Origin of the sequence: Neorhizobium sp. BETTINA12A, from assembly GCF_023006485.1 — a bacterium.
Taxonomy (GTDB): Bacteria; Pseudomonadota; Alphaproteobacteria; order Rhizobiales; family Rhizobiaceae; genus Neorhizobium.
Window position 1 is genome coordinate 15129 of the sequence record NZ_JALBGW010000029.1, and the last position, 11839, is coordinate 26967.

The 11839-nt window shown below is 58.5% G+C and carries 12 protein-coding genes and 2 pseudogenes; 4 read left to right on the forward strand and 10 right to left on the reverse strand.

Translation table 11 applies throughout. The features are described from left to right. The first annotated feature begins 81 nt into the window (after window positions 1–81). A complete protein-coding gene (locus tag MOV61_RS10735; RefSeq protein ID WP_247136563.1) occupies window positions 82–729 on the forward strand; it encodes a hypothetical protein in 648 nt (215 codons plus the stop codon). A gap of 94 nt (window positions 730–823) precedes the next feature. On the opposite strand, the gene MOV61_RS10740 is transcribed toward MOV61_RS10735, so the two are convergent. Then, the gene (locus tag MOV61_RS10740) at window positions 824–1720 is read right to left on the reverse strand and encodes a LysR family transcriptional regulator (protein WP_247136564.1); all 897 of its coding nucleotides are present in this window, start codon (window positions 1718–1720) and stop codon (window positions 824–826) included. Window positions 1721–1817: 97 nt separating this feature from the next. On the opposite strand from MOV61_RS10740, the gene MOV61_RS10745 reads away from it, so the two are divergent. Next, window positions 1818–2567: an SDR family NAD(P)-dependent oxidoreductase gene (locus MOV61_RS10745; protein WP_247136565.1), complete on the forward strand. Its 750-nt coding sequence runs from the start codon at window positions 1818–1820 to the stop codon at window positions 2565–2567. Window positions 2568–2621: 54 nt separating this feature from the next. On the opposite strand, the gene MOV61_RS10750 is transcribed toward MOV61_RS10745, so the two are convergent. The 4 genes from MOV61_RS10750 to MOV61_RS10765 form a co-directional block, all read right to left on the reverse strand. Further along, window positions 2622–2870, reverse strand: coding sequence for a hypothetical protein (locus MOV61_RS10750; RefSeq protein WP_247136566.1), 249 nt, complete (start codon window positions 2868–2870; stop codon window positions 2622–2624). Window positions 2871–2959: 89 nt separating this feature from the next. Continuing rightward, window positions 2960–3175: a hypothetical protein gene (locus tag MOV61_RS10755; protein WP_247136567.1), complete on the reverse strand. Its 216-nt coding sequence runs from the start codon at window positions 3173–3175 to the stop codon at window positions 2960–2962. Between the two features lie 280 nt (window positions 3176–3455). Next, window positions 3456–4391: an AraC family transcriptional regulator gene (locus tag MOV61_RS10760; protein WP_247136568.1), complete on the reverse strand. Its 936-nt coding sequence runs from the start codon at window positions 4389–4391 to the stop codon at window positions 3456–3458. 344 nt (window positions 4392–4735) lie between these two features. Further along, on the reverse strand, window positions 4736–5572 hold the full coding sequence (locus tag MOV61_RS10765; RefSeq protein WP_247136590.1) for an alpha/beta fold hydrolase: 837 nt from the start codon (window positions 5570–5572) through the stop codon (window positions 4736–4738). A gap of 535 nt (window positions 5573–6107) precedes the next feature. Here MOV61_RS10765 and MOV61_RS10770 point away from each other — a divergent pair. Both MOV61_RS10770 and MOV61_RS10775 read left to right on the forward strand, forming a co-directional pair. After that, window positions 6108–6266, forward strand: a pseudogene (locus MOV61_RS10770) (ISL3 family transposase); the annotation flags it as partial. A gap of 202 nt (window positions 6267–6468) precedes the next feature. Then, window positions 6469–6759: pseudogene (locus MOV61_RS10775) on the forward strand (transposase); the annotation flags it as partial. 145 nt (window positions 6760–6904) lie between these two features. Here MOV61_RS10775 and MOV61_RS10780 read toward each other — a convergent pair. The 5 genes from MOV61_RS10780 to MOV61_RS10795 form a co-directional block, all read right to left on the reverse strand. Beyond that, complete coding sequence (locus MOV61_RS10780; protein WP_247136569.1) at window positions 6905–8716, reverse strand: hypothetical protein; 1812 nt, start codon at window positions 8714–8716, stop codon at window positions 6905–6907. Between the two features lie 253 nt (window positions 8717–8969). Further along, the gene (locus MOV61_RS30435) at window positions 8970–9158 is read right to left on the reverse strand and encodes a hypothetical protein (protein WP_309493801.1); all 189 of its coding nucleotides are present in this window, start codon (window positions 9156–9158) and stop codon (window positions 8970–8972) included. 18 nt (window positions 9159–9176) lie between these two features. Beyond that, the gene (locus tag MOV61_RS30575) at window positions 9177–9305 is read right to left on the reverse strand and encodes a hypothetical protein (RefSeq protein WP_408962368.1); all 129 of its coding nucleotides are present in this window, start codon (window positions 9303–9305) and stop codon (window positions 9177–9179) included. 169 nt (window positions 9306–9474) lie between these two features. Further along, window positions 9475–11178, reverse strand: coding sequence for a flotillin family protein (locus tag MOV61_RS10790; RefSeq protein WP_247136570.1), 1704 nt, complete (start codon window positions 11176–11178; stop codon window positions 9475–9477). Between the two features lie 31 nt (window positions 11179–11209). Then, entirely contained in the window at window positions 11210–11839 is a 630-nt protein-coding gene (locus MOV61_RS10795; protein ID WP_247136571.1) for an OB-fold-containig protein, read from the reverse strand.

Here is an 11839-nt window from a genome sequence, read left to right on the forward strand (position 1 = left end):
TTTCGCGGCAATTTCGCGTCAACGGATTTCTGCTCGCGCGATCGTCAATACTACCGCTAAAGCCCCAGAAAAGGTGATGACATGACTGCGATGGAAATGCGCATAGTCGCCGGTATTTCAGTTCCTCACAACCGGCTCATAGACCGCGCGATAGAGCACGCGCACCATGCCTACGAGCCCTATCTCTTCAATCATGTCATGCGTTCCTGGCTTTTTGCGGTAAAGCTCGCTGAGCTGCAGAACATAGCCCATGACGCCGAAGTGCTTGCCATCGGCGCGCTGCTGCATGACATAACCCTCAACGATCGATTTGCGGGGCCCCGCCGCTTCGAAGTGGAAGCAGCCGACCTTGCCCGAGATTTCGCGACGGAAGCGGGGCTCAACGGACGGCGCGCCCAGTTGATCTGGGACAGCGTTGCGCTCAATTCGACACCGTCGATCGGGCTCTACAAGGAGGCTGAAGTGGCCCTTTGTACTACCGGCATTTGTTTTGATGTGGTCGGTCTGAAATATAGCTTCATCCCGTCATCTGACGTGCGGGCGATCGTTGCCGAATTCCCGCGGCTCGGAATGAAGCGGAAAATGACCTCCTGTTTCTGCCATATCGCGAAAACGCAGCCGGAAACCACCTATGACAATTTCGTGCGGGACTTCGGCGAGCGTTTCGTTCCGGGCTATACGGTTCCTTCCTCGGTCGATCTTGTTGCAGCTGCTCCCTTCGACGAGTGATGGGCATACTTTACGGCCCGGTGCAGAACGGTACCTCGCCCATCTGGGACGGCGACGAAGAACCAGGCAGGATATTGGTTATCACCCACCCAAGTTACAGGTCGGCGAGGGTTCTGGCCTCGCCGGCCATGTAATCGCAAAATAGTCTTACACGTGCCGGAACAGTCCGCCCATAAGCATGCAGTATATTAAGGGGGAGCTTCGGTAGTGCGATTTCCGGCGCGAGATCGACGAGCGTGCCGGCTTGCACGTCGTCTGCGACGAGGCATCGCAGAAGAAAGGCTGCGCCAAGCCCGCTCAATGCAGCCTGGATCAGGGCCGAGCCCGTGTCGCAATCGACCCGCCCCCTTGGAATGAACGTCGTGCCGTCCGCAAGCCTGACAGGTTGTATGGCACCATCCATGGTGTAGCGCGCAAAAGGTAGACCTGAGAGGTCATCCACTGATCTTGGACGTCCGGTTAATTCAAGAAGAGCCGGGGAGGCGACGATCGCCATCGGTAGATCCGCCAGGCGGCGGACGATCAGATCCTCCTGCATTGGCGAGCCGGCGCGCAGGACGACGTCATAGTCCTCACGAACTAGATTGACGAAACGATCGGTCAGCCCGATATCGAGCTGGAAGTCCGGATAATCCTTCGCAAACGTACCGAACAGGCGGGGGAGTAGCAGCGGTGCAAGCTCGCCGGGCATGCTGATCCGCAGCCTGCCGGAAGGAGCCGCTTCTGGCCGGATGGCTTCATCGCTCGCATCGAGTTCGCGCAGCAGCGGAGCGACGCGCTCGAAAAATGCCTGCCCGTCCTGCGTCAGGGTCAGCGCTCGAGTCGAGCGCAGGAAAAGCCGCGTACCGATCTTCTTCTCCAGCCGTGCCACGCTTTTCGAAACCGCCGATGGTGTCGTGCTGAGATCGCGCGCCGCCGCCGTGAACGATCCCGCTTCCACGGTCCTCACGAACGCCATCAAACCTGACGTTTCATCCAGCAGGTTCGGCATTTACATCTCCATGGCACAGATCATGTGCCCGACAGGGGGCTAATAGCTCGCACCGCTAGCATTTATCTCATCCTCGAAAGAAAAGGAGATAAACAAAATGCAGCATCTTGCAGACAAGGTCGCCGTAATCACAGGCGGCAATAGCGGTATCGGTAAGGCAACCGCCCGACTGTTCGCAGAGGAAGGCGCTCAGGTCGTTATCACCGGCCGGCGTCAGGACATCGTTGATCGGGCGGTTGGCGAGATCGGCCATGGCGCACTTGGCCTCGTCGGCGACGTCACCGATCCGGAGCATCATCAAAAGCTTGCGGACGTGGTGAAGACGCGCTTTGGCGGGCTGGACATCTATGTGGCTAATGCCGGCGTCATCAACCTTACCTCCTCTGACACCGTTACACTGGAGGACTACGACCGGCACTTTGCCACCAATACCCGCGGTGTTTTCCTTGGCGTGCAAACGATCGCCCCGCTGATCCGGGTCGGCGGCAACATCATCGTTACGAGCTCGCTCGCCGCCACCAAGGTCCTGCCAAATCACATCGTTTATGCCGGCTCCAAAGCGGCTGTTGCCGCGTTCGCGAAGAACTGGGCGATCGAGTTCAAGCCGCGGAAGATCCGCGTCAATATCCTCAGCCCCGGACCGGTGGAAACCGCCATCCTCGGCAAGCTGGGCGTTTCGGAGGCCGATCGCCCGGCGTTCGAGGACTACATGGCATCCCTTATCCCTGCTGGGCGGATGGGACGTCCGGAGGAAGTCGCCCGCGCGGCACTGTTCCTCGCTTCGGCAGCGGGAAGCTTCGTCAATGGTGTCGAATTGCATGTCGATGGCGGCATGACGCTGGCCTAAAGGATCGAAGCAGCCAACCCCCACGGGTTGGCTGCTTCGGACGAATATGCTTCGTCAGTTTGGACGCTGGATTCCTTCATAATAATCGCCGCTATCGATGGCCTTCTCATCCAGGAGACGGCCGTACACAGGAGCTGTGTGCGACACCGAACCGGTATAGTCCCGGCTAACCGGCGGGCGGGACTGTTGCCTGACGGTATTCTTCTGGGCACCTTCGTAATAATCTCCCTCTGCGTAGGTAACGCTGGCAGAGCCTGCTGCGGCAATCAGTACGAGCGCGAAAGCGGTCTTGATGTTTGTCATGGTTGATCTCCTTCAGAGTTGTCCGAGGTGCTGGGTTGCGACCTCACCTGCGGAATGTTTCGGTGGATTGCATGAACTGCGGGGCGGAGTTAGTTGATGTCTTCGTCGCCCGGTTTTCGGTTGTCGCGAGACGTGCGAGGACGAATTACGTCCGGTTTTCCAGAGTTATAAGCGACTGCAGCGGTCGTGAGCGCCGACCGTCCAGAAGGTTCACGATGCTCCTTTCCGAAATCGGCCGGCGTTCCGACGAGGGCCGACGAAACAAGCAGTCCGGACAGAGCGTAGAGAGTGGCTTCTCTCAGCATGTCATTCTCCTTATGGGTTTACATTCGTATTCCAGTGACGGGGTCCATTCCGGATCATGGCGCTACATCGATAACAGAAGTAACGTCTGATCACTTTCGGAAATAAATAGCATAGACGCCTTCACGAGAGGTATGTCATTGACTTGAACAATCGCTATTGGGTCACTAACGTTTCTTGATCATTGCTTCTCCTTAAATGTGACTGTCGATTTTCAAAGAATATCGCAAAGGAGACGCCGAAGACATTTCAGAGTTGCTCGGAATGTTGAGGGATTGCGGTCTATAGGGCCGCCCGCCGCCATTCGCCGGGGGTCAGGCCCGTATGGCGCTTGAAGGCCACACAGAAGGCGGTGAGGGTCCCGTAGCCCAGCACGCCTGCGATATCCGTGATCTGCATCATGGGATCCCGCAGCATGGCCATGGCCTGTTCCATCCGCCTCTGGCGCAACCATTCGTAGGGTGTCATGCCGGTGCTTTTCTTAAACGCGCGGCAGAAGTGAAAGCGGGAAAGGTTGGCCGCTTCGGCGAGCGCGCCGAGCGAAAGATCCTCCTCCTTTTCAGACGACAGCCGCTCGAGCGACATCCGCAAAATCCCCGGCGCCAGGCCGCCCGAGGCTTTTTCTAACGCCTCGCAAACGCCGGCATGGGTTTTCACCAGATGGATGGCGATCAGGCTTGCAAGCTGCTGGCGATAGAGCCCGTCCAGGCTGCTGATACCATTGGACGACTGATGCGCCATCGTAAGCAGGGTCGCCATCACGTTGTCCTGCTGCGCTGTACTCTCGACCAACGATCGACCTTCCCCGGGGCATTCCCGGGCAACCCGATCCAGGAGATCCGGGGAGAGATAGAGTTGCACGATGTCCATCGGGCCGTGAATATCCCAACGTGACGTCGATCCTGCCGGGATGAAGGTTATGCTGCCTTGGCGTCCCATACCTGTCGCATATGCCTTCCCGGACCGGCGCTCCAGCCGCTGCATAGCGCCGAGATAGGTCATGATCACGTGATCCGACATGGGGTGCACGACGTCGTGGAACGGGTTGTGTTTCCATCGGGCGAGCCGGGTATCAAAGGGATCGTCGATACGGAAGGATTCCACCGGGGCAGTGCGCAGGACACGCTCCATTTCGCGGTCCGGTGACACATGTCCCTCCTGCGGTCTGGCATCTGCCATCACATCAGGAGGAAGCGCCTGAAATTTGAAAGGAGCCATGCTTCAATCCCTCCAGCGAACTCGTCGTCGAGAACGTGAAAGGAAGATAGAATGCAGCTACCGCTGACGATATTGGCCACTGGAGTATGCCGATCTGTTCCGGCGAATGGACAGTCCTTAGCAAATGCCGTGCTTAACGCCGACTATCTGAGGAAACATCCTGTGCTCAGGGATAGCGTTCACAATCAAAGCATTTGCTGGCGCCAACATCGGCATTGGCCGCGTCAGCTCGGGAATTATAATGTCACTCTTTCAACTGGAGTCGCTGCCCGCTTGCTTTTGAAAATGTCATAAAAAGAACCGGGAAGCGGCGCTGGCGGCGGATAGCACCGCTTCCCAGCCGACTACCGCTCGATAAAGGCGAGCAGGTCGGCGTTGATGATTTCGGCATGCGTCGTGCACATCCCGTGCGGCAGGTTGGGATAGATCTTAAGGGTGGAGTCCTTTAGAAGCTTGGCCGAGAGCGGCGCAGAGTCGGCGATCGGCACGATCTGGTCGTCATCGCCATGCATCACAAGCGTCGGCACGGTGATCTTTTTGAGATCTTCGGTGAAATCCGTTTCCGAAAACGCCCTGATGCCGAGATATTGCGCGTTGGCACCACCCATCATCGACTGGCGCCACCAGTTCTGGACGATCGTTTCGATCTTTTTGGTGCCTTCCCGATTGAAGCCATAGAAGGGACCGCTTGCGAGATCATGGTAAAATTGTCCGCGGTTTGCGGCAAGTTGTGAACGCAGGCCGTCGAAGACTTCGATCGGCAATCCGCCGGGATTTGCCTTGGTCTTGACCATGATCGGCGGCACGGCGCCGATCAGTACCAGCTTTGCGACGCGTCCGTCAGGCTGGCCGTGCCTGGCGACATAGCGCGTGGCCTCACCGCCACCGGTCGAGTGCCCGATATGAATGGCGTTGCGAAGATCGAGGTGCTTGGCGACTGCAGCAAAATCGGCCGCATAATGATCCATATCGTGGCCGTCGCTGACCTGGCTCGAGCGGCCGTGGCCCCGCCGGTCGTGGGCGATCACACGATATCCCTTGCCGAGGAAAAAAAGCATCTGGGTGTCCCAGTCGTCGGCGGAAAGCGGCCAGCCATGATGAAAGACGAGCGGCTGAGCGGTCTTTGGGCCCCAGTCCTTGTAGAAGATCTCGACGCCATCGGGAGTGGTTACGTAGTTCATGTCACTGCTTTCCTTGTTGGTCTGACGGCTTTTGGAGGTGGTGCTCTTGGCTGCGGCGCCGGCGGGCATTGCCGCCAGAACCGAAGCGGAAAGACCGGCAATCAGCACGTTGCGCCGGAACGCTTGCGGTGGCGCGAAAAGATGTTCGCTTGTATTCGATGAATTCGGGAAAGAGTTTCCGATCATGATTTTCTCCGTGTTTGATGCATCCACGAGAGAGGTTTTATCCAATTGCGAAAACGCATGACCTTTCAGAATTGCGCTGCACGTTGTGGAATTGCTGTTCTTTTTCGCGGCACGGCATCAATCGGTGTCCAGAATAGGGTCTTACTCATCCTCGATGAGGTTTTGGATTCTACCGGTCTGGTTTCTGAGGAGAATCACGGCCATGCGAGCCCGGCCTTCCGCCGAGATCTTCGCCGAGCGTTTCGATAACGTCAGAGACCGATGGCCCGCCACACAGCACACCTGGACATTTCGATTCGTCCTCTCGCTCTTGCATTGTGCGGTCGGCCGGTAGCGCGGGTTCGCAGATCGTCTCGGGTTTCCGGTTAGCAATGACACGCTGCTTCGAACCGTTCGTCGGTATGATCGCCCGCCGCTAACGCCGCCGAGCGTTAGCGGCATCGATGACTGGGCGTGGCGTCGCAATCATCGATATGGCACGATCATCTGCGACCTTGAGCGGCGAAGGCAAGCGCGCCTGGCGCGAGCTCTCTCCGGCCGAAGAGTGGTCAACCGGAAGGTCTCCTGGGACGCGCCCAGAAATACGCGACACCCGGCCGCCATATCGTCTACCACCCCTTAGACGATGATGGATGGCTGCTCGTCGGCGACTGCCTCGAGAGCTCCGTCTGGCGCGGGCTCTGCAACCGCACTGCCTGCGATGGCTTCCCCGCCCGGCACTAATTGGCTATGTCGAGAGTTTCAACGGGCGCATGCTCAACGAAAGCCTGTCCTTCGGCCTCGATCATGCCCGCCGCGCCATTGCTGAATGGGCGGACGATTACAACCATTTCCGGCCGCACTCATCGCTCGGATACCAGACCCCGGCAGACTATGCCGGGACTATCGCCGCAACCGGTTCCAACGCTGCGCAAGATGAAAGCTTCGCGTTTCCGCCGGTTGCTCAAACCGCGCCATTTGGCATATTCAAAGCCGCCGAGGCTCTAACCGCCGCTGGATGAAAGTTCAGTGGCAGGTCAATCTTTGGGGATTTTGGATAGGAGGTGCCGCTTGTGATCACAAACTCCAATCTTGATTGGACACGTCCGGGTGCCATTGAGCTATGAAGTCAAAGGTTTAAGTTCTCGCGCTCAACTCTTGCAGCTATCATTGGACCGCTGGGTGGTTAATCCGGAAAAGCTGGAAAGGGTTGGAAGCATCGTCTGGTACTCGCACAAGACCCGGCCATTCTTCGCCGCCTGCGAGCGCTGTATACACAGGCGCGTCGCCCGGCATCGGTTTCAGCGGAAAACGGCAGATTGCGACATAGTCGAACGACTCGAGTGCTTGTTGCCTGACATGCGCACCAGGCAAGATAAAAAAATTCAGTGCCCGTCTGATGCCAGGAGACGCCCGATGGAAAGGAATTGCCGCGACGGAAAAACCGTCGGACATGCCTTCAGCCAGTCGAAGGGACAGTCCTTGTGGTGCCACAATTCGCCCCGGCGTAACCTTCCCGAGTACGGAGAAATCGCCGTGCGGGCACTCGTCAAACGCCATGTAGTCGGCCGCGTCGCGGCTTGGTTCTATCGATGGCATGAACATGCTAGCTGATTGGGCGGCCGCGATCGGCAATAAAAGAGACGCCAGAAAGATCGAGCGGGTATGCCACCAGGCAACTGGCGTTGCCTGCCCCTGCTTTAGATGGTGATAGGCGATCGGCATGAACAACGGAATGAAGGCAAATGGGAAACGGACGTAGCGGGCGATTCCAATCGTGAGAAAAAGGCTTGCAGCAGCAACAGCAAAGATGAGTGGCCGTCCGGGCTGCTCGCGGCCGCGAGGCCCTAGCATTGGTGGCACGGCAGCCAGCAAAAGAGACCCCGCGAGCCCAACCCACCAGATGATGGCCGGTGGCGTGTGCGCAACCGCGGACCAAAGCGGTTTTTCCTGGAGGATACGGTCAAACCATAGCGAACGAGAAATGGGATCTATGACTTCATAAGGTCCTGCGAGACATCGCGGGAAAAGCAAGGCAGCGAAAACGACCGCTGCCGCCCCGGCGACACCTATGATCGTCAATTGCCCCCACCCTGTTATGCGGGGGAAAACTGTAGTGACCAACAGCAGCGGGGCCGAGCATCCGACGAGCAAGAAGATATAGGGAGCGGAAAAAGCGTCGCATTGCGTTGATATAGCAGCCGATGGGCCAAGCAGGACAAGCGCCACTGGCACTGTACAAAGTAAAACAGATGCCGATGCTCCGGCGAGAACTTGTTGTGATGCGCGGGTTCTGCACAGGTATGAGATCACCAGTCCCGAAAAGGCGGTGACAACCAAAGGCAGCCCCTCCAATGCTATCGCGACAGAAGTAACGCTGCCCAGTCCTATCAGAATGCCACCGAACCGGTCCCAGCGGACAAGGCCAAGCACGATCGTCATCAAGGCGAGGATCTGCATGCCGTGATGATCGATTCGCCCCGGCGCAAATTCGCCCACGGCCAGGGTCATGGAAATAGTTGTTGCGACCAGCAACAGATGATCGGCCGTCGTGTGGAATTCGGTCAGGCGCTGTAAAATTCCACTGACCAGTATGCTGTAAATGCCGAGCATCAGGGGTGGCCAAATCAAGAATGACCCGGAGGTGGCATCGTTATGGCCAAGCATCGGCGACAGAGCGATACTAATCGCAGCGTATGGTAGATCGACCAGTCGCGACCAAGGAGAAACATAGGGTTCAGGCATGGAAACGACCGGTAGCACAAGGCTCCACCAGTGACCGGTCGGAGAAAGGAGCTGACGTATCTGGATTGCCCGCATCCGATCGTCGATATCACCCGTCAAGATGTGGCCGTTTGCTATATCCAGCACGGACATTGCCAATGCCGTGATGTAGACGATCAAGAAGATCCGCCAGAAGACAGGCGGACGCCATGTACCAGCTACGTCTTCCGTGACCGATTTCGCAAAATCTCCCATGGCGACTTCCCAGCTCGAAATTCGGGCCGGATTTAGCAAACGTCATTTAAAAATATGCTACCACAGGTTCCGGAATCTAGCCTGTTATGCCCTCATACGGGAAATGGGGCGGTAATCTCGGAGCGAAGCAAAGTCACCGAAGGGACCTCAATCCTCCTTAAATGCACGAGCTATCTGGTCGGTCAGAGGCTTTGTAGGTATGCCAGTGCAGTCCGTTCGCCCGTCTGGATGAAGGCCCCTACCGGCATCCCGGCTAAGGGCAAAAGATCGCCCAAGCGGCTCCATTCGACGTTCCGGACATGCACATCACATTGTAATAGCCTTGCCCGGTACGTCGATCGGTAAGCAAATCGGTAGCCGCTTTGACAACATGGCCATTGAGGTCTGCAGTCGTTCGTTGTCTGAAATCTGAGAAACGGAGCGTCACCTCTTGCCCGACCACGACCTGATCGATGTCCTGCTACGACATCCCCACTTCCAGCACCAAAGCGGCACCGTTCGGGACTATTTGCATGATGGCCTCGCCAGACGTGACCACCGCTCCAGATGCAGGAACAGCCAGCTGATGGACGAGGCCTGCTTGAGGCACGCGCGTATCGACAGCAGCCAGAGCGGTTGGACGATGGGCGACTACAAGTACCTCTTATCGATGGTAGATTTCCCCTAACGAAAGAGACGCAAACCCCTATTCCTCTTTGAATGCCCGTCGCAAACGTTTCGCGACGCCGAGTTGGACGCGAGCTTCCTTCGCGCAAGCGTTACTCCGATCTCGGCGCATTTTTTGGCAGCGAATCATTTGCCTTCGCTGGCTTCGGCAGATCTGCCTGCAAATCTGCGAGCAGTGACGACACGGCGTTGCTGCCTTCGAAACCGGCTTCCTTGAGCAGTTTGTCGAGGATTGGCTTGTTCGCCTGATAGCTCAGCAGCTGTCCGGCGAGACCCTCGCCCAGTCCAATGCCGCTTGTAGAGCCCGTGCCATCGCCGCCGCGCCCCAGCATGCCGCCGGTGTCGAAAATGCGGATGTCGGAGATCTTCTCGATCGGTTTGACGGCTTCCGCCAATGCCTGCGGGATGATGCGGATGCGCTCGCGCAGTATCTCGAATTCGATGATCGCCGGGCTCAACCGGTTGCGGGCCTCGTTCAGCAGTGCCTCGCTTTCGGCGGCCGCCTTGCCAGTTTCCAGCACGCCCTTTGCCTTGATGATCGCCGCATCTGCTTCGGCGACGGCGAGCGTCTTGATGGCGTCGGCCTTGTCGACGGCGGCCTGCTTTTCCGCCTCGGCGCCGACGGTCACGGCCGTCGCTTCTGTTTCGGCCTTCTTGCGGGCGTCGATCACGGCGATCTGGCGCTCACGCTCGGCAATTTCGACAGCCTTGGCGGTGGCGACCTTTTCCTCGGCAGCGATTGCCAACGCGCGTGCGTGCTCAGCGTTTGCCTTTGCCTCCGATTCCTCGCGGCTCTTGTTGGCAACCGCGATGGCGCTTTCCTGAGAAACGATCTGCAGGTCGCGCCGGGCCTCTGTATCACGCTGCTGCACGGCCCGTGTCGCATCGATATTGGCGCTTTCACGTGCCTGCTTTGCGAGCGCTTCGCGCTCGGCGATTGCCTGTTCGGCGCCAATCCGAGCCTCTTCCTCGGCGCGCTTGGCGGCCTGTTCCTGCTGTGCGGTTTCGGCGCGCGTGGCGGCAGACTTGTTGGCGACGTCGCGTTCCTGGTTGAGTTCGGCCTCGCGCTTGGTGCGCTCGATCGTCAGCGACTGCTGCCGAGCCTCAAGGTCCTTCTGGGCGATCGCCACTTCGGTGTCGCGAACGATTTCGTTGCGTTCCTTCTTGCGGCCCTCGGTGATGCGGGTCAGCGCAGCAAGACCATGAGCGTCGAAGAAGTTGTTGGCGTTGAAATGCTTGATGTCGGTCTGGTCGAGCCGGGTCAGCGAGACCGATTCGAGTTCGAGACCGTTCGACTGGAGGTCGGCGCCGACGGCTTCCTGCACCGCCTTGACGAAATCCATGCGTTGTTCCTGCAATGCGTCGAGGCTCATGGTGGCTGCGACCGAGCGCAGGCCATCGACGAATTTCGCCTCGATCAGCACGCGCAGCTGTTCGGCATCATTGGTGCGGTCGCCAAGCGTCTGGGCGGCGAGCGCGATGGAGGAAGCGTCCGGCTTCACACGGACATAAAATTCGGCGCCGATATCGACGCGCATGCGATCCTTGGTGATCAGCGCATCGCCCTCGCCGCGCCGAACTTCCAGCCGCAGGGTTTTCAGGTTGACGCGGGCTATGGAATGGAAGATCGGCAGGACAATCGAGCCGCCGTCCAATACCACTTTCTGGCCGCCGAGCCCGGTGCGCACATAGGCTTCGTCCCGGCTGGAACGGGTATAAAGCGAGGCAAGAACGAAACCGATGCCGAGGAACAGCACGACGCCGATCGCAGCGGGTAGAAGAAGGTCGTAAATCATGGTTGCTCCCTAATGTGATGAGGTGGCAGCGTCACGAGACGGGCTGAGTGAGCATGTCCGAGGGCGCCGGTATCGCAATGAAGATGTTCGAAACGCAATCGACGATAAGGATCTGTGCACCGATCGGTATCGGGGCCTCATTGGGCGCAGCCTTGGCACGCAGCACATGCCAATTGCCGTGCTGGTCTTTGATGCGCACCCGACCCGGCAGGCCCTGGTCGAGCGGGCCGACAGTGACTTGGCCTCCCCTGCCAATGAATTCGGAAAGATCGACGGCATAGGTCTCGTCGCGCGGCACGATGCGTGCCACCTGCCGGCTGGACAGGCGGGTGGCCGGCAGCGCCAGAACCGCAGCCGGAATCGACGCCACGAGGGCGGGCAACGGCATCCAGACGGCATAGGCCACGGCTTGCAGAACAAAGCCCCCCATCGCAAAAAGACCGAGCAGCAGCATGAACAGGATGAGGATGGGCACGCCACCGACGTTGAGCCAGGACATCAGCCCGGAAATGCCGTCATGGTCGCTTGGCCATGCCTTGTCGATCACGTCTCCAAGCGAAAAGCCGAGCAACAGGCCTGCCACTTCCAGGCAGGTCAGCGCGGCCAGCATCACCGTCGCGATGGCGAAAGGCAGGCATTCGGGAGCGAGGAAAAGGTGCAT